Raw genomic sequence first — 25,746 nt, 5'->3', positions numbered from 1 at the left:
GTCTCGGAAGGACAGCAATGCACATCGGCATCATCGGCCTCGGCAAAATGGGCGCGAACATGCGCGACCGCCTTCGCGGCAACGGCGTCGAGGTCACCGGGTACGACCGGAATCCCGAAGTTTCCGATGTTGCCGGCACCGCCGAACTGCTCGCCGCCCTGCCGACCCCGCGGCTCGTCTGGGTGATGGTGCCGGCCGGTGCCGTTACGGCTGCTGTGATCGCCGAACTGGCCACCGTGCTATCCGCCGGTGACCTGGTGATCGACGGCGGAAACTCCCGATTCACCGACGATTTCGCCCACTCCGCGCTCCTGGCGGCGACGGGTGTGCACTACATCGACGCCGGGGTATCCGGCGGTGTGTGGGGGCTGACCAATGGATTCGGGCTGATGGTCGGAGGTTCCGCCGAGCAAGTCGAACGCGCCATGCCCGTCTTCGACGCCCTGCGCCCCGAGGGCCCGCGCGAAGAGAGCTTCGTGCATGCCGGAGCGGTCGGCGCTGGGCACTACGCGAAAATGGTTCACAACGGCATCGAATATGCGCTCATGCAGTCATACGCCGAGGGCTATGAACTGCTCGAGAAACGCAGCGATCTGATCACTGACGTTCCCGGGGTGTTCACGGCCTGGCAGCGCGGCACCGTGGTGCGGTCCTGGCTGCTCGAACTGCTCGTGAACGCTCTGGAAGACGACCCCAAACTACAGAACATTGAGGGTTTCGTCGAGGACTCCGGTGAGGGTCGTTGGACCATTGAAGAGGCCATCAACAACGCCGTTCCCGTCCCGACCATCAGCGCAGCCATCTTCGCGCGGTTCGTCTCGCGGCAGGATGACTCCCCCGCGATGAAGGCCGTCGCAGCCCTGCGCAATCAGTTCGGCGGCCACGCCGTCAAAACGGTCGACTGACCCGGGTGCGGGTCCAACACCTCTCGCTGACCGACTTCCGCAACTATGCGCAGGTCGAGGTGTCGTTCGCGCCGGGACCGAATCTGATCGTGGGCCGCAACGGCCAGGGCAAGACCAATCTCGTCGAGGCGTTGGGATTTCTCAGCACCCTCGGCTCGCACCGGGTCTCCACCACGTCGGCCATGATCCGGGCTGGGCAGGACGCCGGCATCATCCGAGCCACACTCGAGTACAATGGGCGCGAAATCCTGACCGAGGTGCAGATCAACCGTTCGGGCCTGAACCGGGCCCAGGTCAATCGATCGGTGATCAAGACCCGGGAACTCACCCGCTTCTTCTCCAGCGTGCTGTTCGCCCCGGAAGACCTCGCCCTGATTCGAGGCGACCCGTCCGGGCGTCGTCGCTTCCTCGATCAGCTGCTCGTGCTGCGGACCCCTCGGCTTGCCGGAGTCCTGGCCGACTATGACCGGGTGCTACGCCAGCGGAACACCCTCCTGAAGTCGGCGCGGGCGTCCGGTCTGCGCACCACCCAGCTCGGAACCTTGGAAATCTGGGACGACCGGCTCGTGGCTCTCGGCTCCGAACTCATCGATGAGCGGGCCGACCTCGTGCGCCTGCTCGGTGAACCACTGGGCACCGCGTACCGGGCGGTCGCGGGAGAAGACCATGGGCCGATGCTGGTGCCGTCGCTCAGCATCCTGGGTGCCGACGAGGACGCGGCCCTTGAGGCCGTGACGTCGACACGCACGGTTTCTCCAGGGCCGGTTTCGACGGGCTCGGTTTTGACAGGCTCAACCACCGCGGACTCGTTCCGAGCTGCGCTGGCCGGTCTGCGCCGCAAGGAACTCGACCGAGGAATGACCCTCGTCGGGCCGCACCGGGACGACCTGGTGTTTGTGCTCAATTCCCTGCCGGCCAAGGGCTACGCCAGCCACGGCGAATCCTGGTCGTTCGCCCTTGCCCTGAAACTGGCCTCGGCTGAGCTATTGCGCCGGGATTCGACGACGGGCGACCCGGTCCTGATCCTCGACGACGTCTTTGCCGAACTGGATCTGAGTCGCCGGCGCCGCCTGGCGGCTGCCATCACCGGCTTCGAACAGGTCCTGATCACCGCGGCCGTGCTCGAAGACGTGCCGGAGGAGCTCACCGCGCGCACCATCCGCATCCACGCCGGGGCGGTCGTCGATGGCTGAGCCGAGTGAGGCCTCCCGGGTCTACCTGCGTTTCAAGGACGTATTCGGTGATCCGAACGCCAAGCGCAGTCGTTCCCGCCGTCGTACCGGCGTTGACATCGGCTCGAGCGTTCCGTTCGGTGCGGGGCGGGATCCGCGAGGGCTGAGCGACACGATCGACTCGCTCACATTACAGTTGGGCTGGAACTCGCCGCTGGCTCAATCCGAACTGCTGGCCTCCTGGACCCTGCTGGCCGGCGAGGAGACGTCGAAACACTCCACCCCGGCCGGAATCGACGACGGTGTTCTGACGGTGCAGTGCGAGTCGACGGCCTGGGCGACGCAGCTGCGCATGATGCGGGTGGAGATCATGACCCACATCGCGGTGAAGTTTCCGGACGCCGGGATCGAGTCGATCCGTTTTCAGGGACCTAACGCCCCCTCCTGGAAAAAGGGCCCCAGATCAATCCCAGGGCGCGGTCCACGCGATACCTACGGGTAACTGGCCAAAACAGGTCAACCCGGTGCATTAAACGCCGCAGATGCCCGATTTGGCCCGCACGGCTTGGCTCGTTTGGTAGGCTAAAGGGTCGCCCGCGCGACGGTCAGGAGCCCCATTACAGATGTCAGTTGACCCACAGATCGAGCCGGAGCACGGATACGGCGCAGACGATATCCAGGTTCTCGAGGGACTTGAAGCCGTTCGTAAACGACCCGGAATGTACATCGGGTCAACCGGACCGCGCGGCCTCCACCACCTCGTCTACGAAATCGTGGACAACTCCGTCGACGAGGCCCTCGCCGGTCATTGCGACACCATCGACATCAGGATACTGGCGGATGGCGCCGTTCGCGTCGCCGACAACGGCCGCGGAATCCCGGTCGATATTCACAAGGCGGAGGGCCGCTCGACCGTTGAGGTCGTGCTCACCGTGTTGCACGCCGGCGGCAAGTTCGGCGGTGGCGGTTACTCGGTGTCCGGCGGGCTGCACGGCGTGGGCAGCTCGGTCGTCAACGCCTTGTCGAGCCGCCTCGAGGTCGAGGTGCGTCGTCAGGGCCACGTCTGGCGTCAGAGCTTCCACGACGGCGTGCCCAACGCTCCCCTGACCATGGACGAGGTTTCGGATGAAACCGGCACCACCATCACGTTCTGGCCGAGCTCCGAGACCTTCGAGACCACGGTCTTCGACTTTGAGACCCTGCGGGCCCGTTTCCAGCAGATGGGCTTCCTGAACAAGGGACTCAGCCTTACGCTCACCGACGAGCGTCCGGAGAATCTCGACGACGAGGGGAAGCCGGTCACCAAGAACTTCCTGTACGAGAACGGCCTCGTCGACTATGTCGAATACCTCAACAAGGCGAAGAAGGCCGACCTGGTCAACGACGACATCATTTCCTTCGAGTGGGAGGACCACGAACGCAAGATGGCGCTCGAGGTGGCCATGCAGTGGACCACCGCGTACACCGAGAGCGTGCACACCTACGCGAACACGATCAACACCCACGAGGGTGGGACCCATGAAGAGGGTTTCCGCGCCGCGCTCACCACGCTCGTCAACAAGTACGCCCGGGAGAAGGGCATCCTGAAAGATAAAGACGACAACCTCACCGGTGACGACGTGCGCGAGGGTCTGACCGCCGTGGTCTCGATCAAACTCGCCGAACCTCAGTTCGAGGGCCAGACGAAGACCAAGCTGGGCAACACGGAGGCGAAATCTTTCGTGCAGAAGGTCGCCAACGATCAGCTCTCTGATTGGTTCAACCGCAACCCCAATCCGGCGCGGGAGATCATCCGCAAGGCGCTGCAGGCATCCAACGCCCGGATGGCCGCCCGCAAGGCTCGCGAGACGGCTCGGCGAAAGGGACTTCTCGAGGGTGGCGGCATGCCCGGCAAGCTCAAGGACTGCCAGAGCAAGGACCCGTCCCTTTCTGAAATCTTCATTGTGGAGGGCGACTCGGCCGGCGGTTCCGCGGTGCAGGGCCGCAACCCCGAGTTCCAGGCCATCTTGCCGCTACGCGGCAAGATCCTGAACGTGGAGAAAGCCCGGCTCGACCGGGCGCTCGGCAACGCCGAGGTGCAGGCCATGATCACGGCGTTCGGCGCCGGCATGGGTGAGGAGTTCAACCCCGACAAGGTGCGGTACCACAAGATCGTTTTGATGGCCGACGCCGATGTCGACGGGCAGCACATCACGACCCTGCTGCTCACATTGCTGTTCCGGTATATGCGTCCTTTGATCGATTTGGGGTACGTGTACCTGGCTCAGCCGCCGCTGTACCGCCTCAAGTGGGCGAACTCCGCACACGAGTATGTCTATTCCGACCGGGAGCGGGACGCGCTGCTGGAAGACGGTGCCGCGGCCGGCAAGCGCATCCCCAAGGACAACGGGATCCAGCGCTACAAGGGTCTGGGCGAGATGGACTACAAGGAACTGTGGGAAACCACGATGGCTCCCGAATCCCGCACCCTGCTGCAGGTCACCCTCGACGACGCTGCCGCCGCCGATGAAATCTTCTCCACCCTGATGGGCGAGGACGTCGAGTCCCGCCGCAACTTCATCCAGAAGAACGCGAAGGACGTGCGTTTCCTTGACATCTGACGACACCAACACCGGCGACACCAACACCGGCGGCTCCAACCCGGGCGGCTCCAGGGGCGGCGCAGACGGGACCGAGATGGACGCCGCATCCCAGGCCGCGGACACCGCGGCCAAGGCCGCTCATCTCGTGCAGCACGGCAAGATCGACCAGGTCGACCTGCAGCTGGAAATGCAGCGCTCCTACCTCGACTACGCCATGAGCGTCATCGTCGGTCGCGCTCTGCCCGATGTGCGTGACGGCATGAAGCCCGTGCACCGCCGCGTCATCTACGCCATGTTCGACGGCGGCTACCGACCCGACAAGGCCTTCTCCAAGTGCGCCCGAGTGGTCGGCGACGTGATGGGACAATTCCACCCGCACGGCGATTCCTCGATCTACGACGCGCTCGTGCGCCTGGTTCAGCCCTGGAGCCTGCGGTACCCGCTGGCCCTCGGCCAGGGCAACTTCGGCTCCCCCGGCAACGACGGCGCCGCGGCCCCGCGGTACACCGAGACGAAGATGGCCCCGCTCGCGCTCGAGATGGTGCGCGACATCGACGAGGACACCGTCGACTTCCAGGACAACTACGACGGCCGCACGCTCGAGCCCACCGTGCTGCCCTCCCGTTTTCCGAACCTGCTGGTCAACGGCTCGGTCGGAATCGCCGTGGGTATGGCCACCAACATCCCGCCGCACAACCTGCGGGAGGTGGCCGCCGGAGCTCTCTGGTACCTGCAGAACCCCGACGCCACACGTGACGAGCTGCTCGAAGCCCTGATCCAGCGCATCAAGGGCCCCGACTTCCCCACCGGCGCTCAGATTCTCGGCATCAAGGGCATTCAGGATGCCTATCGCACCGGCCGCGGCTCGATCACCATGCGTGCCGTGGTGAGTATCGAGGAACTCCAGGGCCGCACCTGCCTGGTGATCACCGAGCTCCCCTACCAGGTCAACCCCGACAATCTCGCGATCAAGATCGCCGATCTGGTCAAGGACGCCAAGGTCGGCGGCATCGCCGACATCCGTGACGAGACCAGCGGCCGCACGGGCCAGCGCCTCGTCATCGTTCTCAAGCGCGACGCGGTGGCGAAGGTTGTTCTGAACAACCTCTACAAGCACACCCAGCTGCAGGAGAACTTCGGCGCGAACATGCTGGCCATCGTCGACGGGGTGCCGCGCACCCTGTCCCTCGACGGCTTCATCTCCGCGTGGGTGGCCCACCAGGTCGAGGTCGTCGTCCGGCGCACCCAGTTCCGCCTGAAGAAGGCCGAAGCGGATGCGCACATCTTGCGCGGCTACCTCAAGGCGCTCGACGCCCTCGACGAGGTGATCGCCCTCATCCGTCGCTCCCCCACCGTCGACGACGCCCGCACCGGTCTGATGGATCTGCTCGAGGTGGACAAGCTCCAGGCCGACGCGATCCTGACCATGCAGCTGCGCCGCCTGGCCGCCCTGGAACGTCAGAAGATCATCGACCAGGCTGCCGAGCTGGAACTGCTGATCGTCGAGTTCCAGTCGATCCTGGCCAGCCCGGAGCGTCAGCGCACCATCATCAGCGATGAGCTCACCGAGATCACCGATAAGTTCGGCGACGACCGACGTACCGAGATCATGTTCGGCTTCGATGGCGACATGTCGATCGAAGACCTCATCCCCGAAGAGGAGATGGTGGTCACGGTCACCCGCGGCGGTTACATCAAGCGCACGCGCAGCGACAACTACCGTAACCAGCACCGCGGCGGCAAGGGCGTCAAGGGCGCCCAGTTGCGGGCGGACGACGTGGTCGAGCACTTCTTCGTCACGACCACGCATCACTGGCTGCTGTTCTTCACGAACACCGGACGGGTCTACCGGGCCAAGGCCTATGAGGCGCAGGAATCCGGCCGCGACGCGAAGGGCCAGCACGTCGCTAACCTGCTCGCGCTGCAGCCGGGCGAGGAAATCGCCCAGATCCTGGACATCCGTGACTACGGCGTGGCCCAGTACCTGACGCTCGCGACCCGCGACGGTCTGATAAAGAAGACCGCGCTCAGCGAATACGATACGAACCGCACGGGCGGCATCATCGCGATCAAGCTGCGCGAGGGCGACGAACTCGTTTCCGCCCTGCTGGTCGAAAACGACTCCGACCTGCTGCTGGTCTCCAAAAAGGGGATGTCGATCCGGTTCACGGCGTCGGATGAGGCGTTGCGCCCGATGGGACGCAGCACCTCCGGGGTCATCGGCATGCATTTCCGCGGCGAGGACAGCCTGCTGGACGCATCCGTGGTCTCTGACGATGGTTATGTGTTCGTCGTGACCGAGGGCGGCTACGCCAAGCGCACCGCCGCCGACCAGTATCGCCTGCAGAACCGCGGCGGCCTGGGCATCAAGGTGGCCAAGCTCAACGACGACCGAGGCGACCTAGTGGGTTCGCTGATCGTCGATGAGGAAGACGAAGTGCTCGTGGTCCTTGCCAGCGGCAAGGTGGTACGCTCTGACGTCTCCGAAGTCCCGGCCAAGGGACGAGACACAATGGGCGTTGTCTTCGCTAAGTTTGCGGATGAAGACAGAATCATCGCCATTGCGAAAAACACCGAGCGCAATCTGGTGGCCGAGATTCTCGCGGCCGAACCCGAAAGCGCCTTGGGAGAGGAAGAACCTGTAAATGAGTAGTGTCGCTGAAAAGCTCGCCAAGAAATCCAGCCGCAAGCCGGCCGCGACCAAGCAGGTGCGGCTCAAGCTCGTCTACGTGGATTTCTGGTCGGCCGTCAAACTGTCCTTCCTGATCGCGCTGTGTCTGGCCATCGTCACGATCGTCGCCACGTTCCTGATCTTCACGATCCTGAACGGAACGGGCATCTTCGGCAAGGTCGACGACCTGTACACCGATATCGCCGGTGCCTCCTCCGACCTGGCCAGCATCCTGTCGATCGGCAACGTGATGGGCTTCGCCTTCGTGGTGGCCATCTTGAACACGGTCGTCATCACCGCACTGGGGGCCGTTTACGCGGTCCTCTACAACCTGAGCGTGAAGATCACCGGGGGTCTGCTCGTCGGCTTCACCAACAACTAGTCGTCGGATTCTCTCGACCGGGTCGCTTCACGGCTCGATTGGGAGAATCCCGCCGCATCGGGTAGTCTCTAACCTGCCCATTAGGGGGATATAGCTCAGTTGGTTAGAGCGCTTCGCTGATAACGAAGAGGTCCCAGGTTCAAATCCCGGTATCCCCACGCAAGAACAATTTCAACACTGCAGTACACGCTCCGCTGATCATGCGGGGCCATAGCTCAATTGGTAGAGCGCCTGCTTTGCAAGCAGGAGGTCCGGGGTTCGATTCCCCGTGGCTCCACAAGTGAAGAACGCCCGGCCCCGCTTTTTGGGGCCGGGCGTTCTTCATTTATTAGAACGCCGCGAATCGAACGCGCAGTGAGCGACGAAGGAGCGAGCGGAGGGGCTCTCCGTGGCTCGGAGGCGCGGAGCGCCTCCACAAGCCGTTCCTGGCAACCCAGCCACAAGTTCTAGCCCCCGGCCCCCAGGGCCCCCTGAGCGGGCACAGGGGCTCTCATCGGCCACAGCCCCCTCCAGCGTCCCCAAACCTCGGCCCAGCACGAAAAAGAGGAGGGCTCGCATCCACTGGATGCGAGCCCTCCCCTTTTCTGGCTGAGGTCTAGTCTTCGACCGACGACGCCACGGCGGGCTCGTCTTCAGCTACCCATAACTCGTCGTCGGCGCGGAAAGTCTGCCAGACCGCGTATGCCACGCCCGCGACGGCTGCCAGGGCGACACCGAGCGCGATGTACGTCCCGGCGCCGGGGCCCTTCTTCTCCATCACGACGGGCTTCTGGAACCGGATCCGGTTCAGTGCCGCGCGCACGCGGGCATCGCGGGCGATGTCGCCGACGCTCATCACGGAGCCGATGGCCGTGCCTATGCCGCTGCCGATCCCGGGCAGCACCCGGTCGACGACCTGGTGGCGCACACCTTCGGCGAGTTCCTGAGTGGCCTGCACCCCGGGGCGCACGAGGTGCTCGTAGCTTTCACGCACGCGCGGTGCTACTTCTTCGCGGGTGAGGATGCCGGCCTGACGGCTGGCCTCCCGTGCAATGGCGTTCGCACGCTCAAGCACTTCCTGCTGGTTGTTCCATAATTCGTCTGCGCTCTTACGCAGCCGTGTAAGTTCCTTGCGGCGCTTGCGTGACAGGCTCATCTGGACCCTCCATCGATGTCATGTGGCGAACACTGTCCATCTTGCCACGCAATCGTCTGGGAGGGCTCTGGGTAGAGCCGGTGTCGATCGGAATCGACCAATCCGGCTGTGCAAGAATTGTGACCATGTCTAAGCACACCGCTGTCGCAACGCTCAATACCACCCTGGGACCGATCAAGGTCAACCTCTTCGGCAATCACGCGCCGAAGACCGTCAAGAACTTCGTCGGTCTCGCAACCGGCGAGATCGAGTGGAAGCACCCGGCCACCGGTCAGACCTCCACCGCTCCCCTCTATGACGGCACGGTCTTCCACCGCATCATCAAGGACTTCATGATCCAGGCCGGCGACCCGCTCGGCCAGGGCACCGGGGGACCGGGCTACCAGTTCGACGATGAAATCAACCCCGACCTCGACTTCACGCAGCCGTACGTGCTGGCCATGGCGAATGCCGGCATCCAGGGCGGACACGGAACCAACGGTTCGCAGTTCTTCATCACCGTCGTGCCGACCACGTGGTTGCAGGGCAAGCACACCATCTTCGGCGCCGTCGAAGACGAGGACTCCCGTGCGATCGTCGCGAAGCTCGCGACCGTGCCCACGGACGGCCGCGACCGTCCGCTGACCGAAGTTGTCATCGAGAGCGTCACCGTCGAGCAGGTCTAGGCTCCGTTTCTGATGACAGACCTGCCCGGAACTGCCGCTAACTTCTGCTACCGGCATCCGGGCAGGCAGAGCTTCATCCTCTGCCAGCGCTGCGGCCGCACGATCTGCCCGGACTGCCAGACGCAGGGTGCCGTCGGCGTGATCTGCCCCGAGTGCATGAACGAGCAGCGGAAGAATGCCCCGCGCACCAAGCCGGCCGTCCTGACCCGGCTGAAGAACAGCTCCCATCCGGTGACCACGGCGATCGTCGCCGTCACGTTGGCGGTCTACCTGCTGCAGTTCGTTCTGGGGGACGGTTTCACCAGCGTGCTTTGGTACGCGGGCGTCTACTCCTATCCCGGGAGCTTCGAGCCCTGGCGCATGCTGACGAGCGTGCTCGTGCACGGCTCCATCTTCCACGTGCTGCTGAACATGTACACGCTCTGGATCTTCGGGCAGATCCTGGAGGGGATACTCGGCCGTGGCCGTTTCCTCGCCCTCTATCTGCTGAGCGGTCTCGCCGGCTCCCTGGGCGTCCTGTTCCTGTCCGACCCTCGGATCCCCGTGGTCGGTGCCTCCGGCGCAATCTTCGGTCTGATGGGCGCGTTCCTGGTCATCCAGAGGCGCCTGGGCGGCAATGCGACCCAGCTTCTGATCCTGGTGGGCATCAACCTGGTGATCGGCTTCCTGCCGGGGCTGAACGTGGCCTGGCAGGCGCACGTGGGCGGTCTGGTCGCCGGGGCGGTGATCGGCCTGATCTTCGTGCAGACCCGCCGTATCAAGCAACAGCGACTGCAAACCACCCTGATCACTGCCTTCGGGGCGTTGCTGGTGGTCCTCAGCGGGGCGATGTTCCTGACCTAGGGAAGCGCCTCGGCCTCCTGCTCGCGCAGATAGCCGGCAAAGCCCGCCGGAGTACGCCCGGCAAGACGACCGGAGGTGAGCACGGGGATCAGCTCGGTGCGGATCTCGCTCACCCTGAGATCGCGTAGGGCCGAAACCAGGCGCACATCCTCGTGCTCGTCGACGCGGGCGAATCCTCCGGCCTGCAGATACCGGTTCGCGCGCACTCCGAGGTTCGCACCGTGAATATGGGTGTGCCCCTCGACCAGTCGGTGCTGGGCGTCCCACCGTTGCCTGACTCCGTCGGACAACCCGTCGTCGGGGACCACGGTTCCCAGCACGAGATCGACGGAGTTGCGGGCGAAAGCGAGTTGCGCGGATAGCCAGTTGGGGGGCACGGCGGAATCGGCATCCGTGGAAGCGATCCAGGTCGCCGAGGTGAACTGGTCCGACGATGGCAGCAGGTGCCGCACCCCGGCGCGGCGGGCAACACCGACGGCCCCGCCGTTCGTGCTGATGCTCGCGAACATCGGCCAGCCCGAGGCGACGTCGGCCGTGCCGTCACTGCACCGGTCGAGTACGATCACGACGTCGATGACGGGCGGCACCTGGACGGCCACGCCGCCGACTTCCCCGACGGCCACGGCCAGCGCCGACAGACATCTCGGGAGAAGCTCCTCCTCATTGCGGGCCGGGACCACGACGATGACCCGGTCGACCCCGCCTGGCCCGGTCACGGCACGAGGCCTTCACGCTGAGCGACCGACTGAGCCGGCGCGGCCTCGAACACCTCGAGCAGGAAATCCCTTTCCCGATGCTCCACCGTGCACTCGAACCCGGCCAGCCCGCCGATCTCCGCGTGCACCTGGTCGCCGGTCAATGGATACTCCGATACGGGATGCCGCCAATGGCAGGCCACAATCACACCGCCCGCGGCCAGGCTGTCGCGGCATCGCGCGAGCACCGTGCGCAATTCCGCCGCAGAGAAGTAGTAGCCGACCTCGGAGATCACGATCAGGTCGAAGGAGCCGTCCGGCCATTCGGCGGGCAGGGTGAGTCGGGCGAAGGTGACGCCGGGGTGATCGGCCAGCCGGGCGCGGGCCACCAGGAGCGGTTGCTCGGCGATGTCAACGGCGACGACAGTGTCGCACCGGTCGGCCAGACCAGCCGTCAGCACCCCGATCGAGCAGCCCAGTTCCAGCGCCGCCCCGAAGCGTTGGCGAGGCAGCGCCGCCAGGGTCTGGGATCGCTTGCGCTCCTCGTACCACCGGGTCTCGAATCCCCAGGGATCACGGTTGCCGGCGTAGAACTCCTCGAAGAAGTCCCCGGCCAGGCTCGATGTCGTCTCCGTCTCGATCTCGATGAAGGTCTCGTGCCCGCGTTCGAAGTGCGCACCGAAGCTCGCCTGGATGATCGCTTCGTCGCCGGGCAGGCCGGAGAGCGGCTGCACCTGGCTGCGGTGCAGGGCCATCGCCTGGGCTTTGCGCAGCCAGTCTTCGGGTGTCAGGTCCAGGGTGCGCAGCGCGCCGTCCGACCAGATCGGGTCCGCGGGCGTGGACCAGTGCCAGGCCCAGATCGGGTATTCGAAGCGGCTGACACCTCCGATGAGGGAAGCCTGGCGGGCTGCCGCGGCCGCGGCCGCATGGTCCGGATGGCCGTCGCGGCTCCAGGGGGCAACCAACCAGGTTCCCGGCCCGCCGGGCCCGATCTCGGCGGAAATCGCCCGGGACGCCTCCGCCAGGCGTTCGGTGAGGGCCCCGTCGGGGAGATCGACCAGGCGCACCAGTGCCTCGGGCGCCAGTGCGGCGACGGCAGCGGACACCTCGATCCGGCGCAGTGCCGCGAGCCGCTCGGGGTCGTGGGTACTGGACGCGGGATGGGAGGCTTCGCCGTTGGTGAGCACCACCACCGTCACCGGAACGCCGGCCCGCCCCGCCCGGGCGATCAGCCCGCCGGCTCCGAGCGTCTCGTCGTCGGGGTGAGCGGCGACCACGATGAGCCGGCGCATGTCGCCGATGCGCAGTGGCTGCGCGGGCAGCTCCGGCGAGCGATGCGCCACCGCCCACACGTTCTCGGCCGTGCCGTCATCCGTGTGGGCGAAACTCACCACGGGGACACACCCGTCTCGCGCAGTCGGCGGCCGAGTGCCGCGTCGTCCCGTTCGGCGTGGTGTTGACGAACGTAGAGCTGCAGATCGGAGACACGCGCGGCGTGCCGGGCGTCGAAGGCGAGCGGGGCGGGGCCGAGCGCGTGGCCCGTGCGCCTGATCACCTCGTCGACCGTGCGCGCGACCTGGCCGCGCACCCGCGCCGCGAGGAGTGCGCCTTCCTCGCCGACGGCGTCACCGGCGTCGATCGCCGCGGCGGCGGCAGCCAGGGAGGTCCCGGCCGAGGTCAGCGCGAGGTCAAGGGCACCCAGGTGAGCGAGCGCGATCTGATCGGGCTCGCGGTCGAGCACGGACGCCCAGACCCCCCTGGCCAGGCCGATGGCGCCACCCCACCAGCAGGCCGCGACACCGATCCCGCCCCAGGCGAAGCCCGGTCGGTGGAGGTACCAGCCGTCGTCGCCGACCGGCCGGGCCACCGCGTCCAGAAAATCGACCGGTCCGCTCGGTACGGCCGGGAGACCTCGGCCCACCCACTCGTCCGTACGCGCGGTGATCCCGGGGTCGGTCAGGTCGACCACGAACAGCCGTCGAGTGGTGGCCGAGGTGTGCGCCGTGACCAGGGCGTGGCTGAGTGAGCCGGCGAGCGAGCACCAGGGTTTCGTGCCGTCGAGCCGCCATTCTCCGCCGCCGGCCGGTTTCGCGTTGAGACGGACCTTCGCGGCTTCGGCGGCGAAGACACCCCAGCTCGATTCGGCGCCGTCGACCGGGACGAGCCCGGCCGGATCCAGTCCGGCCTGGTCGAGGATGGCGAGGGCGTCCAGGTGCGCCTCGGCCACCCGTGCCGCCGTGAGGTCCGCGGCGGCCAGGGACGCCAGGGTTTCGAACAGCCGGAGCGTCTGCCCTGATCCCGGCCGGGGAACGGAGCCGCCGAGCGCGCGGGAAAGTTCCAGAGCTCGCCCGGCGTCTCCGTTCACGGCGTAGGCGGCCGTTGCGACGTCATCCAGACCGACCTCCGCCGGGCGGTTGCCGGGCACAGTCAGCCAGACCGGCTCCGAACCCTCGGTTCGCGTCACATCAACCTCCTGGTTTGGTGGCGACAAGGCCAGGGCTCGCTCAGCGGATGGTGGAAGAGGGGTCGAAGCTTCCGGCTCAAGCCTTGCCGACGGGCTTGGTCGGGGCCTTGGCCGTGGGCTTGCGCGGGGTACGGTTCTCGGCGCTGACCATCCACGCGTACTGCTCCAGCTTCTCGATGAAGCCGTGCAGGAGGTCGGCGCTCGTCGGGTCCTCCTCGTCGACCGCGTCGTGCACGGCACGGATGTTGTCCACGGTCGCGTTGAGGCGGACGGTGACCAGGTCGACGGTCTCCGTGGTGTCGACCTCTCCGTCCGGGAACTTGGGGAGGTGGGTGGTTGCGGTCACGGTCTCGCTTCGGCCGTCCGGAAGGGAATCAAGGGCGCGCATCCGCTCCGCCAACACGTCGGAGAACAGCCGGGCGTCATCGATGATCTCGTCGAGCTGCAGGTGCAGGTCGCGGAAGTTCTTGCCCACGACGCTCCAGTGCGCCTGCTTGCCCTGCACGTGCAGCTCGATCAGATCGACGAGGACGGACTGGAGGTTGGAGCCCAGTTCTGCTGATGCCTTCATGCGTTACGCCTCTTCTCACACGGCGGAAACACATCTCGGCCGCGTCTCGGCCGGTGCCCCCGCTTGGTTTCAGACAGCACCCTATCAGGTGCGTCTAGCGGGTTGCCGAGCCTGGATTCAACGAGTTGCCACGGTTGCCGGCCGAGAAGTTATCCACAGGTTTGTCCACATGGGGATAATTACACCGTTGTCATTATCCCGGCGTGGGGGAGTGGGACGGGCCTGGACCGGGGCCGGATCAGCGCCAGCGGGTGGTCATCAGGAAGCCCACGAAGGCGATCCCGAAGCCGACCAGGATGTTCCACGAACCGAAGCCGGCGACGGGCAGCGTTCCCTGGCTCACGTAGAAGACGATGATCCAGGCCAGCCCGATCAGCATGAAACCGAACATCACCGGTTTGAACCACACGGCGTTCGGCCCGGCCTCGCCGGAGCGGGCGACCTCGGTGCGGGCGGGCTTGCTGCGGGGATTCGAGCGTGACATGCCTGCGATTCTAGCGTCATTGGCTGGATCTATCGGCAGGCGCCCGGCAGAGGCGACGCACCTCCCCGATTAGAATCGACACCATGTCCGAGCGAGCAGATCAGCCTCCCGCAGGGGCGACCCGCCGCGCTCTCCGCCGCCGGCGGCGTCCGCGGGTCAGTGTCGTGGGGGTCTTCGGTGAGTTGCTCATCACCGCCGGAGTCCTCGTGCTCGCCTTTCTGGTCTGGCAACTCTGGTGGAATGACATGGTCATGGCCGGTCAGCAGTCCGAGGCGGCGGCAGAGATCAGCCAGACCTGGATCGACGAGGACCGCTCCAGCCGCGATCAGGCCCCGGCGGCCCCGGCGGCCACCGAGCCGTCGAAATCGGCCCCGGTCGACTTCGGCGAGCCGGTCGTCGGTGAGGCACCCTCCAACGCCAAATCCTTCGCCGTGCTCTACGTGCCGCGATTCGGGACGGACTATCACCGGTCCATCGCCGAGGGTATCGGCAACGACGTGCTCAGCAGCTCCCGGCTCGGAGTCGGCCACTACCCCGGCACCCAGATGCCCGGTGAGGTCGGCAACTTCGCCGTGGCTGCGCACCGCAGTGCCAACGGCGGCGGCATGCACCTGATCAATGAACTGCGGCTGGGCGACGCGATCTACGTTCAGACCGCCGACGGCTACTACACCTACCGGTTCCGCGACCTCGAGTACGTCGCACCGACCGAGGTCGCCGTACTCGCGCCGGTGCCGCACGATCCGGACGCCGCGCCTGTGGACAGGTTCATCACCCTCACCAGCTGCAACCCCCTGCTGTCCACGGCCGAGCGCATCATCGCGTACGGTGTGCTCGAGGCGTGGCAGCCGACATCCGCCGGCCCACCGGCCGAAGTCGCGGCCGTCATCAACGCTCAGGCTCAGGGCTAGGAGGCTCGGATGTACGCTGCTCTCTGGCGGATTCTACCCGGACCGATCTGGCTCCGGGTCGTGCTGGTGTTCCTGTTGATCGCCGTCGTGCTGTTCACGCTTGCCACCTGGGTGTTCCCATGGGTGGATGCCATTGTCAACAATCAGGAAGTCACGGTGGGAAGCCCATGACCCGTATCCTCGTCATCGATAACTACGACAGTTTCGTCTACACGCTCAACGGCTACCTGATGGAACTCGGCGCCGAAACGGTCGTGCTGCGTAACGACGCCTTCGAGCCGGAGGAAGCCGCGGACCGCATCGCGGAATTCGACGGCGTGCTCATCTCGCCCGGCCCCGGCAAACCGTCCGATGCAGGCGTCTCCATTCCGATCGTGCGGGCCGCCCTCGAATCCGGGCTGCCTCTGTTCGGCGTCTGCCTGGGGCACCAGGCGATCGCGGAAGCCTTCGGCGGCACGGTCACCAACGCCGAGGAACTCATGCACGGCAAGACCAGCGTGATCACTCACGATGGCAGCGACTTCTACGCCGGCGTGCCGCAGCCGTTCACGGCCACGCGGTACCACTCGCTTGCGGTCGTGGACGGTACCGTGCCGAGCGACCTGATCGTCACCTCGCGCACACGGGGCGGAGTGATCATGGGGCTTCGGCACGTGAGCGCACCCATTCTGGGTGTGCAATTCCACCCCGAGTCGGTGCTGACCGAGGGCGGCTACCTGATGGTGGCGAACTGGTTGGTGCTGGCCGGGCTGCCTGGCGCACCGGAGACGGCCAAGAGCCTCACTCCCATGCTCAAGCTGAGCTGAGCTGTGGGCTTGGCCCTGAGCCGTAGGGCGGGGTCTCAGTCGGCAGCCGGGCCGGTGCAGTAGACCAGCGTGACCTCGGACTTCTGGGGCACGTCGCCCGGAGCCAGGGACTGCTGGGTCACCGGCTGGCCGTCCTGCTGGGGACAGGTGTCATCGGGCGTGGGCACGGGGAACAGCTGCACGTCGGCAGCGGCGAGCATGTCGATTGCCGCGTTCAGGAGCTGACCCTCAAGGTCGGGGAGGGGGACGAGTCCGCTGGAGACGATGAAGTTCACTGTGACGCCGGTCTTCTCCGTCGTCGCGGCGGCCGGGTCGGTACGGAGCACCAGACCGGCGGCGATGGTGGGGGAGTTCTCCCGCGTGACGGACCCCGGGGTGAGGCCGAGGTCCGAGACCGCGGTCTGGGCGTCGGCGAGAGGCAGGTTCGTGACATCCGGAACGTCGACCGGCTGCGCGCCGGTGGAGACGTAGACCTCGATCAGGTCGGTCGGCTGGGCGATTGTGCCCGCCGGCGGATCTGTGCGGATCACCTGGTCCTTGGGTACAGTGGCGCTGGCCTCCTCGGCGCGGATCGCGGCGAGGTCCTGGTCCAGGAGTGAATTCTGTGCGTTCTCATAGCTGAATCCGGTGACCGACGGCACCCGGCGGGAATTGTCGGGCAGATCACTGCTCGGGGTGAGGCTGAAGGCCCAGATCATGACGGAGAGCACGATGACGACGACGCTGAGGATGCCGGCCCAGATCCAGATCACGGGTGGGCGACGCTGCGTGCGAACCATTGTCTCGTCCTCGGTGAGCTGCTTGAGTGCAAGCTCGGACCCGGATACCGCCGGCTGGGGAGCCGCGAACAGCCCGGCGCTGGAATCATCGACCGCCTGATAGTTCGGAATCTGCCCTGACCCGGCCAAGTCGACGTCGCCACGGAACTCGACGGCGCTCTGGTATCGATCGAAGCGGTCTTTCGCCAGGGAGTGCAGCACGACGGCATCGAGGGCGGGGGACACCTTGGAGTTGATCGAGCTCGGTTTGACCGGGGACTCGCTGACGTGCTGATAGGCGACGGCAACGGCCGAGTCGCCGCGGAACGGCGGGCGCCCGGCGAGCATCTCGAACAGGACAACGCCCGTGGAGTACAGGTCGGTGCGGGCATCCACTGATTCGCCCTTGGCCTGCTCGGGGGAGAAGTAGGAGGCCGTGCCGAGGATGGCCGTGGTCTGCGCCACGGTCGTCGAGGAGTCGGAGATGGCCCGGGCGATGCCGAAGTCCATCACCTTGACCTGGCCGGTCTTGGTGATCATAATGTTGCCCGGCTTGATGTCGCGGTGCACGACGCCCGCCCGGTGTGAGTATTCGAGGGCGGTCAGAACGCCGTCGATGATGCGCACGGCCTCGTCGGCCTGCACCGGGCCCTCGCTGATGATGTCTTTGAGCAGACGCCCGTCGACGTATTCCATCACGATGAACGGAATCTGGGACTCGTGGCCGCCCTCGGAGACGGACTCCTCGCCCGCGTCGAAGACGCGCACGATGGTGGGGTGAGCCATGCGGGCGGCCGCCTGCGCCTCCTGGCGGAAGCGGGTGCGGAAGGCCGGGTCGGCTGCGAGCGATGACTTGAGCAGCTTGATCGCGACCGTGCGGCCGAGCCGTGAATCCGTGCCGATGTGCACATCGGACATGCCGCCACGCCCGAGGAGAGCGCCCACCCGGTAACGACCAGCGAGCAGACGGCCTTCATCAGTCAAAGCAGTACTCCCAGCTCGCGCACACAGTTCTTCGTATTTTAGCGGAAACCGTCCGGGCCTCCGTTACGCCGCCGGCGTCACGGTGACGATGTTGCTGGACTCCGAGTAGGCGGACTCCACCTGGCCGCAGAAGTAGCGGAACTTGACCGTGAAGGTTCCGGCAGCGGGACCCGCGGTGATCTTGGCCGAGGTGGCGTCCGGGCCGACCGGGCCGGGGGATTCGGCGGCGCCGTCGGCCACGACCTCGTAGCCGGAGAGGGTCTGGCCGCTGGGGCAGGTCTGCGCTGCCCAGGTGGCCGTCACCTCGGCGCCGGAGGCGACTGACGCCGGCGCGACGGTGGGAGCGGCTGTCGGGTCGTCGGGGGTGGCGGCGGCGCCGTACACCGTGACCGTGATCGTGGAGCCCTTCGTCACCGGGCCGGTGGGGTTCACGTCGTAGACGGTGTCGGCGATCTGGTCCGGGGTGGTGGCCGCGTTCCCGGTCTGGACATCTGCCACGAATTCCATGGTGGCCAGTTTGTCGCGGGCCTCCGCGCTGGTCAGTCCCTGGAAATCAGCCAGGCTGACCTCGACGGTGTTGCTGGTGGGGGTCGGCGTCGGCGTGGGGGTCACGGCCGGGGTGGGCGTCGTGGTCTGGCTCGGTGCCGCCGGCGCCGATGTGGTCGGGGTCGTAGTCGGGGCCGGCGTCGTGTTGTCCTGTGTGAACAGGGCGATCAGGGTGCCGGTGAGCACGAGCGCGAGCAGGGCGATCAGGCCGATCAGTGGCCAGGTCCACGGGCTGCGCTTCTTCTCCTCGGTGTCCGTCTCCGTCGTGGCGGTCCGTGTCACTGGTGCTCCGGTGGGGAGCACGGTCGTGGCCTGCATTCCGCCGGCGCCGGGCATCAGCATGGTCGCGGAAGTGGGCGTGACGCCGTTCATGATGGCAGGCACGGATGCCGCAGCCGCCGCGATGTCGCCGCGGCGGAGGGCTGCGGCGGCACGGGACAGGTGCGCGGCGGAGGCCGGGCGGTCCGCGGGGTTCTTGGCGAGGCAGGAGATCACCAGGTTGCGCACCGGCTCCGACACCGTTTCGGGCAGGTCGGGGGCGGTCTCGTTGATCTGCGCCATGGCGATCGCGACCTGGGACTCGCCCGTGAACGGGCGGCGGCCGGCGAGGCTTTCGTAGGCGACGATGCCGAGGGAGTAGATGTCGGTGGTCGGCGACGCGGAGCGGCCGCTGGCCTGCTCGGGGGAGAGGTACTGCACGGTGCCCATGACCTGGCCGGTCGCGGTGAGCGGAACCTGGTCGGCGATGCGGGCGATGCCGAAGTCGGTGATCTTGACCCGGCCTTCGGGCGTGATCAACAGGTTTCCCGGCTTGATGTCGCGGTGCACGAGTCCCGCGGCGTGCGCCGCGTGCAGCGCGGCGGCCGTCTGGGAGACGATGTCCAGCACCGTGTCGGCGGGGAGGACATGCTCGCGCTCGAGGATGGTGGAGAGCGCCTCACCGGGTACGAGTTCCATCACGAGGAAGGCACTGCCGTCTTCTTCGCCGTAGTCGAACACGTTGGCGATGCCTTCGTGGTTGACGAGCGCGGCGTGACGGGCCTCGGCGCGGAAACGCTCGAGGAACCCAGGGTCACCGAGGTACTCGTCCTTCAGGATCTTGATGGCGACCGTGCGGCCGATTACGAGGTCGACGGACTTCCAAACCTCGCCCATACCGCCAATGGCGATCCGGGACTGCAGCTCGTATCGTCCCCCGAAGGTGAGCCCTGATGTGGGTCTCATTTGTTCAGCACCGCCTCTAGTACATCCTTTGCAATAGGTGCGGCAAGCAGATTGCCGTACCCCGTCTGGCCAAGTCCCCCGCCATCTTCAACGAGAACGGTGATCGCATATTTCGGATCCTCCGCAGGAGCGAATCCGGTGAACCACAAAGTGTAAGGCTCGTCCTCGGCGTTCTCCGCCGTGCCTGTTTTACCTGCCACCTTGACCCCATCTATTGTTGCATTGCTGGCGGCGCCGTCCTGGACTCCATTGACCATCATTTGGGTCAGTGTCGCCGCCGTTTCCGCACTCATCACGCGTTCCATCGCCTCCGGCTCGAAGACCTGAATCGGACTCAGATCCGGCGCGGTCACCTTGTCGACGAGGTTGGGCGTCATCAGCTGGCCGCCGTTGGCGATGGCGGAGGAAACCATCGCCATTTGGAGGGCCGTCGCGCGGACATCCGTCTGGCCGAAGGCCGACAATGCCGTCTGGGCGTCGTCGAGAACCGTGGGGTACACGCTCTGGGACACGTCCAGGGGGACGGAGTAGTCGGTGTTGAAGCCGAACTTCTCGGCCGTGTCGCGGATGGCCTCGTTCCCCAGCTGCAGACCCAGTTCGGCCATCGGGATATTGCAGGAGAGACGCAGTGCGGTGGCGAGGGTCACCGTGTCGCCGCCGCCGCAGGTGCCGCCGCCGGAGTTGATCACGATCGCCGACGATCCGGGCAGTTGGTAGGTGGCCGGGTTGGGGAAGGTGCTATCCGGGGTGAATTTGCCTGATTCCAGGGCGGCCGTCATCACGACCAGCTTGAACACCGAGCCGGGAGGGTTGAGGGTCTTGGTGGCCCGGCTGATCAGCGGGTCGTTCTCGTCGTTCAACAGCGCCTGGTAGTTGTCGGTGACCTGCTGGTTGTCGTGCACGGTGAGCAGGTTCGGGTCGTAGCTGGGCTTGGAGACCATGGCGAGGATGCGACCGGTCGCCGGCTCGGAGACGACGACGGAGCCGGTGAGGTCGCCGAGGGCATCCCAGGCGGCCTGCTGCGCGACCGGGTCGATGGTGACCTCCACGGAGGCTCCCGTGGGGTTCTGGCCGGTGATCAGGGCGTTCATCTTGTCGAAGAACTGGGCGTCGGAGGTTCCGCTCAAAACGCCATTGAGGGCGTGCTCCAGCCCGGTGGGCGCACCGTTGAGCGGAATGAATCCGGTGACCGGGGCGTAGAGCGGTCCGTTGCTGTAGGTGCGCTGGAACTTGTATTCATCGCCGGCGGGCATCGACTGGGCGATCGGCTGGCCCGCGACGAGGATCGGTCCGCGTTCAACGGAGTAGCTGTCGTAGAGCGTGCGGGTGTTACGGGCATCCGCGGACAGGCTGTCCGCCTGGAAGACCTGCACGATCGTGGTCGAGGCGAGCAGTGCCACGAACATGAGCAGCACCACGATGCTCACCCGTTTGAGTTCACGATTCATCAGACCACCAGCCTGGGTTGGTTGCGCACCGTGTCGGATAGGCGCAGGAGCAGGGCCACGATGATCCAGTTCGCGACGAGGGAGGACCCGCCGGCGGCGAGGAAGGGTGTGGTCAGACCGGTGAGGGGAATCACCCGGGTGACGCCGCCGATCACGATGAAGCACTGCAGGGCGATGACGAAGGAGAGGCCCACGCCGAGCAGCTTGCCGAAGTCGTCATTGCCGGCGAAGCCGATGCGGAAGCCGCGCGCGACGAGGAGCAGGTAGAGCGCGAGGATCGCGAAGACTCCGGCCAGGCCGAGTTCCTCGCCGAGGCTGGCGATGATGTAGTCGCTCTGCGGAACCGGGGTGATCTCGGGACGCCCTTGGCCCAGGCCCGTGCCGAGGAGGCCGCCCTTGGCGAGGCCGAAGAGACCCTGCACCAGCTGGTAGCTGCCGCCGTCGGCCCCGTAGACATCCGGGTTGAGCGCGTCGAGCCAGTTCCGGAACCGGCCGTTGACGTAGTCCAGGGTCTGGCTGGCGATGAGGGCGCCGCCGAGGAAGAGGGACATGCCCAGCAGCACCCAGCTGAGGCGGCCGGTGGCCAGGTAGAGCATGACCAGGAACAGGCCGAAGTAGAGCAGGGCGGTGCCGAGGTCGCGTTGGAAGATGATCACCGACATGGACAGCGCCCAGACCACGAGGATCGGGCCGAGGTCGCGCAGGCGGGGGAATCGCATGCCGAGGAATTTCTTGCCCACCATGGAGAGGCTGTCGCGGTTGCGCACGAGGTAGCCGGCGAAGAAGACGGCCAGGGCGATCTTCGCGATCTCGCCCGGCTGGAAGGTGGCGAAGGAGCCGACGCCGATCCACACGCGCGCCCCGCTGACCTCGCGGCCGAGGCCGGGCACGAGCGGGAGCAGGAGTAGGGCCACACCGACGAAACCCGCGATGTAGGTGTAGCGGAACAGCACCCGATGGTTGCGGATGATCAAGATGACCGCGATCGCGCAGCCGATGGCCAGGGCGCTCCACACGGTCTGACGCACGGAGGCGCTGGCCCAGCCGGACTCTCCGTTGGCCAGGTCGATGCGGTAGATCATGGCGATGCCGAGGCCGTTGAGCAGGGTGGCGATCGGCAAGATGAACGGGTCGGCCTCCCGGGCCACGACGCGCAGCACCACGTGCATGGCCAGCACCAGGGCCGACAGGCCCGCGCCGAGGAACACCAGAGTCGTGTCGATGCGTCCGAGCGCGCCGAGCTGAACGAGCACCACGCTGGCGGCGTTGATGCCGCAGGCGATGAGCAGCAGGAACAACTCGAGGTTGCGCAGCTTCTGCGGCAGGTGCAGGCGGCGCACGCGACCTGTGCGAGGCGGCGCATCCGTCGTCGTGGACCGGTTACTGGATGCTGGCATCTTGGAGCCGTTCGACGATGAGCAACGCGTCCGCGAGGGAGGTTGCGCTGATGGTTTGTTCGACCTGCTGCCGGTCGTAGACCCGCAGCTCGGACAGCTCCAGGTCGGTGTCCTCGAAGACGGAGGACAGGGAGACGGGTCCGAGGTCCTGTTGGACACCCTGGTAGATGGCGACCGTGCTGCCCTCGACCCCCACGAAGTAGCGGGACTGGGTCCACCGATAGCCCAGGAAGCCGGCGCCGACAATGGTCAGGACCAGCAGAATGATGCCGACCAGCCAGGTGAGCTTGCGGCGGCGGGCACGGCGGTTGTCTTCCTCGATCAGCTCCGAGAGGTAGTCCTGGGAGTCAGGTTCGAAGTGCGTCTCCCGCACGGGGTGCAGGCGCAGGCTGGACATGCGCAGTGCCCGGCCGCGGGTGGGCTCTTCGCCGAAGGCCAGGGGAGCGGATGCCGACCCGACCACGGTCGGCAGGTCGGTGCGTTCGGCGGGCGAGCCGATGTCGACGACGACGATGGTGACGTTGTCGGGGGCCCCGCCGTCGAGACTTTCCTTGACCAGGCGATCGGCGACGCCCAGGGCGTTGAGAGGGCTGAGGAGGGCCGCGGCGATTCCCGAATTCGAAACCACGCCGCTGAGCCCGTCGGAACAGATCAGCCAGCGGTCACCGGGGAAGGTCGCGAGGATGGAGGTGTCGATCTCCGGCGACGATTCGACGTCGCCCAGCACGCGCATGAGCACGGAGCGGCGCGGATGCACCATGGCTTCCGCCTCCGTGATGCGGCCGCTGTCGACGAGCCGTTGGACGAAGGTGTGGTCGATGGTGATCTGCGAGAGTTCACCCTCGCGGAGCAGGTAGATGCGGGAGTCGCCGATGTGGGCAATCGCCACCTCGTCTTCCAGCACGATCAGCGCACTGACGGTGGTGCCCATGCCGGTGAGTTCGGCGTGCTCGAACACGGTCTCGGCGAGCTGTGAATTCGCCGCGATCAGCGCCGCCTGCAGAGCGAACTCGGCGTCTTGCGGGGACTGGAAGTCTCGGTCAGCCTCGATGATGCGCTTGGTGGCGATCGCCGAGGCGACGTCGCCTCCGGCGTGGCCGCCCATGCCGTCGGCTACCAGGAAAAGATGGTGTCCGGAGTAGCCGGAGTCCTGGTTGTTGGACCGAATCTTTCCAACGTGGGACGTGGCCGCGCTGTGACTGACTGTCGCCATGAGCTACCGCCGGAGCTCGAAGCTGGTTGCGCCGATCTTGACGGTGGTGTTCAGGGGGACCGGGGTCGGCACGACCAGGCGGTTGCCGTCCAGGAAGGTGCCGTTGGTCGAATCGAGATCCTGGATCATCCACTTGTCATGCCAGAGCATCAGACGCGCGTGGTGGGTGGACGTGTAATCGTCACGGATGACGAGGCTCGAGTCGCCGGACCGGCCGATCGTGATCGAGTCGCCCGTGAGCGGGAACTCGGTGCCGGCCTTCGGGCCGGAGGTGATCACGAGGCGGGTCGCGTTCTGGCTGGTGGCCTTGTCGTCCACGGCGGTGGACACCGGGCTCGGCCGGGCCGTGAACTGCTCCGTCGGTGCGGAGGCCGAGGCGGCAGGCGGCTGGGTGGCGGATGGAACAGGTGCGCCGCTCGGGAACGCGGCGGGCGCGCCGGCCGGAGCCGCAACATCAGCCTGCATCTTGCGCGCGCGCTGGCCGAACAGGTCGCTGCGCAGGGCGTAGACGATGCCGAAGATGAAGAGCCACAGCAACAGCAGGAAGCCGAGGCGCAGCACCAGCAGGGTGAGTTCGCTGACGCTCATGCGGTGGGCCCCCAGAAGCCGTCCATGTCGTGGCGTTCACGACCGCCGTCGCGACGACGCTCGGTGACGGGCTCGGACGACGAGGAGGCCTGCGCGATGACCCGGAAGACGATGCGAGTGCGGCCGATGGTGACGACGGAATCGGGTTCGAGGATGGCTTGGGTGACCGGCGAGCCGTTCAGCTGGGAACCGTTGGTCGAGCCGAGGTCGCGCACCTGGGCGCGGGAGCCGTCCCAGAGGATTTCGACGTGGCGGCGGGAGGTGCCGGAGTCGTCGATGGTGATGTCGGCGTCACTGCCGCGGCCGATGACAGTGTGCGACTGCGTGAGGGGGTAACGCTTGCCGTTGACCTCGATCACGGGGATCCAGGCGACACTGCCCTTGATGGTGCTGGAGTCGATCTGGACCATTCCCTCACTGAGGCCTCGATCCGCGGAGAGGGTGATCGAGACGCCGCCGGCGAACTGGTAGCGCTGCTCGCGACCGTGCTGCTGCACGAGTTCGGTGAGTTCATCAAGGAGGGTTGGACCAAGGGCTGACATGCGCTGGAAGTCGGCGTGGCTCATCCGCACCGTGAACCGATTGGGCGCGAGAATTCGATCGCGGGACACGACCGCTGCTTTTGTGTCGAGTTCGCGACGCAGCGCCGAGGTGATTTCCACCGGCTGCAATCCCGACTTGAAGGTTTTGGCGAAGGCACCGTTGACGGCGCGTTCGAGACCCTTTTCAAAACTATCCAGAATGCCCACAGGTCTCCCGATCCGATCCTTTCGGCTATGAGCATGTTACTTGTCTCAAGTGTTAACTCACCCGCCGGGCAATACCCGGCGAGGGTTGTCATCCTACGGGAGCGAGTCTGTGTCGCCACGTCGGGCGCATATCCAGCGTGGGTTCAGGGTGTTCGCCACGCCGTGCAGACCCGTGTTTGCGGGGCCTGCCTGCCTCGAATGGCGGAGGGCCCTCGGAAAGTGCTAATCTTCCTAAGTTCGCGCGAGTGGCGGAATTGGCAGACGCGCTGGCTTCAGGTGCCAGTGTTCGAAAGGACGTGGGGGTTCAAGTCCCCCCTCGCGCACAGTGAACAACATGGGTTGATTGCCAACAACCCAGTCGGACAGGAAGGCCCCCGAGCGATCGGGGGCCTTTTGTCGTTCCGGTGGTTTTCGCCCCGGTGGTCGAGCCCGTCTAGCCCTGAGCCCCGGTGGTTGAGCCTGTCGAAACCAGGGACCAGAGGCCTGGAACCACGGGCCGCACTCCCTGCCTACAGCTTCGCTCGCTTGCTGGGCAGTGCGATCAGCGTCTGTT

Annotated in this window: 24 protein-coding genes and 3 tRNA genes; 14 read left to right on the top strand and 13 right to left on the bottom strand. The window is 66.2% G+C overall.

What is annotated here, in order from left to right:
* The first annotated feature begins 17 nt into the window (after window positions 1-17).
* The 8 genes from gnd (at window position 18) to E3T28_RS03250 (ending at window position 7,989) form a co-directional block, all read left to right on the top strand.
* Window positions 18-905: a phosphogluconate dehydrogenase (NAD(+)-dependent, decarboxylating) gene (gene gnd, locus E3T28_RS03285; RefSeq protein WP_134427925.1), complete on the top strand. Its 888-nt coding sequence runs from the start codon at window positions 18-20 to the stop codon at window positions 903-905.
* Between the two features lie 5 nt (window positions 906-910).
* Window positions 911-2,098 (top strand): DNA replication/repair protein RecF, encoded by a 1,188-nt coding sequence (gene recF / locus E3T28_RS03280; RefSeq protein ID WP_134427923.1) that lies wholly within the window; start codon window positions 911-913, stop codon window positions 2,096-2,098.
* Window positions 2,091-2,579: a DciA family protein gene (locus tag E3T28_RS03275; protein WP_134427921.1), complete on the top strand. Its 489-nt coding sequence runs from the start codon at window positions 2,091-2,093 to the stop codon at window positions 2,577-2,579. The genes recF and E3T28_RS03275 overlap by 8 nt, the downstream gene beginning before the upstream one ends.
* Before the next feature lie 121 nt (window positions 2,580-2,700).
* Complete coding sequence (gyrB, locus tag E3T28_RS03270; RefSeq protein ID WP_134427919.1) at window positions 2,701-4,677, top strand: DNA topoisomerase (ATP-hydrolyzing) subunit B; 1,977 nt, start codon at window positions 2,701-2,703, stop codon at window positions 4,675-4,677.
* Window positions 4,678-4,753: 76 nt separating this feature from the next.
* A complete protein-coding gene (gene gyrA, locus E3T28_RS03265) occupies window positions 4,754-7,312 on the top strand; it encodes a DNA gyrase subunit A (protein WP_134428041.1) in 2,559 nt (852 codons plus the stop codon).
* The gene (locus tag E3T28_RS03260) at window positions 7,305-7,712 is read left to right on the top strand and encodes a DUF3566 domain-containing protein (protein ID WP_134427917.1); all 408 of its coding nucleotides are present in this window, start codon (window positions 7,305-7,307) and stop codon (window positions 7,710-7,712) included. Before gyrA ends, E3T28_RS03260 begins: the two co-directional genes overlap by 8 nt.
* 84 nt (window positions 7,713-7,796) lie before the next feature.
* A tRNA-Ile gene (locus E3T28_RS03255) sits at window positions 7,797-7,870 on the top strand.
* Between the two features lie 46 nt (window positions 7,871-7,916).
* Window positions 7,917-7,989 (top strand) — tRNA-Ala (locus E3T28_RS03250).
* Window positions 7,990-8,307: 318 nt separating this feature from the next.
* Here the strand turns inward: E3T28_RS03250 and E3T28_RS03245 are convergent.
* Window positions 8,308-8,847 (bottom strand): hypothetical protein, encoded by a 540-nt coding sequence (locus tag E3T28_RS03245; RefSeq protein ID WP_134427915.1) that lies wholly within the window; start codon window positions 8,845-8,847, stop codon window positions 8,308-8,310.
* A gap of 125 nt (window positions 8,848-8,972) precedes the next feature.
* Between E3T28_RS03245 and E3T28_RS03240 the strand changes: the two genes are divergently transcribed.
* Window positions 8,973-9,512, top strand: coding sequence for a peptidylprolyl isomerase (locus E3T28_RS03240; protein WP_134427913.1), 540 nt, complete (start codon window positions 8,973-8,975; stop codon window positions 9,510-9,512).
* A 12-nt stretch (window positions 9,513-9,524) separates the two neighbouring features.
* Complete coding sequence (locus E3T28_RS03235; protein WP_134427911.1) at window positions 9,525-10,355, top strand: rhomboid family intramembrane serine protease; 831 nt, start codon at window positions 9,525-9,527, stop codon at window positions 10,353-10,355.
* Here the strand turns inward: E3T28_RS03235 and E3T28_RS03230 are convergent.
* From E3T28_RS03230 to E3T28_RS03210, 5 genes are all read right to left on the bottom strand, one after another.
* Window positions 10,352-11,071 (bottom strand): glycosyltransferase family 2 protein, encoded by a 720-nt coding sequence (locus E3T28_RS03230; protein ID WP_134427909.1) that lies wholly within the window; start codon window positions 11,069-11,071, stop codon window positions 10,352-10,354. The two genes, E3T28_RS03235 and E3T28_RS03230, sit on opposite strands and share 4 nt — an antisense overlap.
* The gene (locus E3T28_RS03225; RefSeq protein WP_134427908.1) at window positions 11,068-12,444 is read right to left on the bottom strand and encodes a PIG-L family deacetylase; all 1,377 of its coding nucleotides are present in this window, start codon (window positions 12,442-12,444) and stop codon (window positions 11,068-11,070) included. Before E3T28_RS03225 ends, E3T28_RS03230 begins: the two co-directional genes overlap by 4 nt.
* Window positions 12,438-13,514: an acyl-CoA dehydrogenase middle domain-containing protein gene (locus tag E3T28_RS03220; RefSeq protein ID WP_174843992.1), complete on the bottom strand. Its 1,077-nt coding sequence runs from the start codon at window positions 13,512-13,514 to the stop codon at window positions 12,438-12,440. Before E3T28_RS03220 ends, E3T28_RS03225 begins: the two co-directional genes overlap by 7 nt.
* A 76-nt stretch (window positions 13,515-13,590) precedes the next feature.
* Window positions 13,591-14,085 carry a Dps family protein gene (locus E3T28_RS03215; RefSeq protein WP_134427906.1) on the bottom strand — a complete coding sequence of 165 codons (495 nt, stop codon included), beginning with the start codon at window positions 14,083-14,085 and terminating at the stop codon, window positions 13,591-13,593.
* Window positions 14,086-14,323: 238 nt separating this feature from the next.
* The gene (locus tag E3T28_RS03210) at window positions 14,324-14,569 is read right to left on the bottom strand and encodes a cell division protein CrgA (RefSeq protein WP_104100630.1); all 246 of its coding nucleotides are present in this window, start codon (window positions 14,567-14,569) and stop codon (window positions 14,324-14,326) included.
* Window positions 14,570-14,652: 83 nt separating this feature from the next.
* On the opposite strand from E3T28_RS03210, the gene E3T28_RS03205 reads away from it, so the two are divergent.
* From E3T28_RS03205 to E3T28_RS03200, 3 genes are read left to right on the top strand one after another with little or no spacing between them, the layout of a single operon-like run.
* The gene (locus E3T28_RS03205) at window positions 14,653-15,480 is read left to right on the top strand and encodes a class E sortase (RefSeq protein WP_134427904.1); all 828 of its coding nucleotides are present in this window, start codon (window positions 14,653-14,655) and stop codon (window positions 15,478-15,480) included.
* Between the two features lie 9 nt (window positions 15,481-15,489).
* Complete coding sequence (locus tag E3T28_RS16735) at window positions 15,490-15,651, top strand: hypothetical protein (protein WP_166786910.1); 162 nt, start codon at window positions 15,490-15,492, stop codon at window positions 15,649-15,651.
* Window positions 15,648-16,286 carry an anthranilate synthase component II gene (locus tag E3T28_RS03200; RefSeq protein WP_134427902.1) on the top strand — a complete coding sequence of 213 codons (639 nt, stop codon included), beginning with the start codon at window positions 15,648-15,650 and terminating at the stop codon, window positions 16,284-16,286. The genes E3T28_RS16735 and E3T28_RS03200 overlap by 4 nt, the downstream gene beginning before the upstream one ends.
* 35 nt (window positions 16,287-16,321) lie before the next feature.
* On the opposite strand, the gene pknB is transcribed toward E3T28_RS03200, so the two are convergent.
* The 7 genes from pknB to E3T28_RS03165 form a co-directional block, all read right to left on the bottom strand.
* Window positions 16,322-18,028, bottom strand: coding sequence for a Stk1 family PASTA domain-containing Ser/Thr kinase (gene pknB / locus E3T28_RS03195; RefSeq protein WP_134427900.1), 1,707 nt, complete (start codon window positions 18,026-18,028; stop codon window positions 16,322-16,324).
* 63 nt (window positions 18,029-18,091) lie between these two features.
* Window positions 18,092-19,798 carry a serine/threonine-protein kinase gene (locus E3T28_RS03190; RefSeq protein ID WP_134427898.1) on the bottom strand — a complete coding sequence of 569 codons (1,707 nt, stop codon included), beginning with the start codon at window positions 19,796-19,798 and terminating at the stop codon, window positions 18,092-18,094.
* The gene (locus tag E3T28_RS03185; protein WP_134427896.1) at window positions 19,795-21,246 is read right to left on the bottom strand and encodes a peptidoglycan D,D-transpeptidase FtsI family protein; all 1,452 of its coding nucleotides are present in this window, start codon (window positions 21,244-21,246) and stop codon (window positions 19,795-19,797) included. The genes E3T28_RS03190 and E3T28_RS03185 overlap by 4 nt, the downstream gene beginning before the upstream one ends.
* Window positions 21,246-22,643: an FtsW/RodA/SpoVE family cell cycle protein gene (locus E3T28_RS03180; protein ID WP_134427894.1), complete on the bottom strand. Its 1,398-nt coding sequence runs from the start codon at window positions 22,641-22,643 to the stop codon at window positions 21,246-21,248. Before E3T28_RS03180 ends, E3T28_RS03185 begins: the two co-directional genes overlap by 1 nt.
* Window positions 22,627-23,856 (bottom strand): PP2C family serine/threonine-protein phosphatase, encoded by a 1,230-nt coding sequence (locus E3T28_RS03175; protein WP_134427892.1) that lies wholly within the window; start codon window positions 23,854-23,856, stop codon window positions 22,627-22,629. Before E3T28_RS03175 ends, E3T28_RS03180 begins: the two co-directional genes overlap by 17 nt.
* A gap of 3 nt (window positions 23,857-23,859) precedes the next feature.
* The gene (locus tag E3T28_RS03170) at window positions 23,860-24,444 is read right to left on the bottom strand and encodes an FHA domain-containing protein FhaB/FipA (RefSeq protein WP_134427890.1); all 585 of its coding nucleotides are present in this window, start codon (window positions 24,442-24,444) and stop codon (window positions 23,860-23,862) included.
* Complete coding sequence (locus tag E3T28_RS03165) at window positions 24,441-25,193, bottom strand: FhaA domain-containing protein (RefSeq protein WP_134427888.1); 753 nt, start codon at window positions 25,191-25,193, stop codon at window positions 24,441-24,443. Before E3T28_RS03165 ends, E3T28_RS03170 begins: the two co-directional genes overlap by 4 nt.
* Before the next feature lie 239 nt (window positions 25,194-25,432).
* Between E3T28_RS03165 and E3T28_RS03160 the strand changes: the two genes are divergently transcribed.
* A tRNA-Leu gene (locus E3T28_RS03160) sits at window positions 25,433-25,516 on the top strand.
* The last annotated feature ends 230 nt before the right edge of the window (window positions 25,517-25,746 follow it).

The organism is Cryobacterium sinapicolor (genome assembly GCF_004403465.1).
Classification (GTDB): Bacteria; Actinomycetota; Actinomycetes; order Actinomycetales; family Microbacteriaceae; genus Cryobacterium; species Cryobacterium sinapicolor.
The sequence above is the reverse complement of the archived record's forward strand: the minus strand, read 5'-3'. Positions and strand labels throughout refer to the sequence as shown.

Coding starts and splice junctions, on each gene's coding strand:
- gnd (WP_134427925.1), top strand. CDS start 18: ATGCACATCGGCATCATCGGCCTCGGCAAAATGGGCGCGAACATGCGC.
- E3T28_RS03275 (WP_134427921.1), top strand. CDS start 2,091: ATGGCTGAGCCGAGTGAGGCCTCCCGGGTCTACCTGCGTTTCAAGGAC.
- gyrB (WP_134427919.1), top strand. CDS start 2,701: ATGTCAGTTGACCCACAGATCGAGCCGGAGCACGGATACGGCGCAGAC.
- gyrA (WP_134428041.1), top strand. CDS start 4,754: ATGGACGCCGCATCCCAGGCCGCGGACACCGCGGCCAAGGCCGCTCAT.
- E3T28_RS03260 (WP_134427917.1), top strand. CDS start 7,305: ATGAGTAGTGTCGCTGAAAAGCTCGCCAAGAAATCCAGCCGCAAGCCG.
- E3T28_RS03245 (WP_134427915.1), bottom strand. CDS start 8,847: ATGAGCCTGTCACGCAAGCGCCGCAAGGAACTTACACGGCTGCGTAAG.
- E3T28_RS03240 (WP_134427913.1), top strand. CDS start 8,973: ATGTCTAAGCACACCGCTGTCGCAACGCTCAATACCACCCTGGGACCG.
- E3T28_RS03235 (WP_134427911.1), top strand. CDS start 9,525: ATGACAGACCTGCCCGGAACTGCCGCTAACTTCTGCTACCGGCATCCG.
- E3T28_RS03215 (WP_134427906.1), bottom strand. CDS start 14,085: ATGAAGGCATCAGCAGAACTGGGCTCCAACCTCCAGTCCGTCCTCGTC.
- E3T28_RS03210 (WP_104100630.1), bottom strand. CDS start 14,569: ATGTCACGCTCGAATCCCCGCAGCAAGCCCGCCCGCACCGAGGTCGCC.
- E3T28_RS03205 (WP_134427904.1), top strand. CDS start 14,653: ATGTCCGAGCGAGCAGATCAGCCTCCCGCAGGGGCGACCCGCCGCGCT.
- E3T28_RS16735 (WP_166786910.1), top strand. CDS start 15,490: ATGTACGCTGCTCTCTGGCGGATTCTACCCGGACCGATCTGGCTCCGG.
- E3T28_RS03200 (WP_134427902.1), top strand. CDS start 15,648: ATGACCCGTATCCTCGTCATCGATAACTACGACAGTTTCGTCTACACG.
- E3T28_RS03190 (WP_134427898.1), bottom strand. CDS start 19,798: ATGAGACCCACATCAGGGCTCACCTTCGGGGGACGATACGAGCTGCAG.
- E3T28_RS03185 (WP_134427896.1), bottom strand. CDS start 21,246: ATGAATCGTGAACTCAAACGGGTGAGCATCGTGGTGCTGCTCATGTTC.
- E3T28_RS03180 (WP_134427894.1), bottom strand. CDS start 22,643: ATGCCAGCATCCAGTAACCGGTCCACGACGACGGATGCGCCGCCTCGC.
- E3T28_RS03175 (WP_134427892.1), bottom strand. CDS start 23,856: ATGGCGACAGTCAGTCACAGCGCGGCCACGTCCCACGTTGGAAAGATT.
- E3T28_RS03170 (WP_134427890.1), bottom strand. CDS start 24,444: ATGAGCGTCAGCGAACTCACCCTGCTGGTGCTGCGCCTCGGCTTCCTG.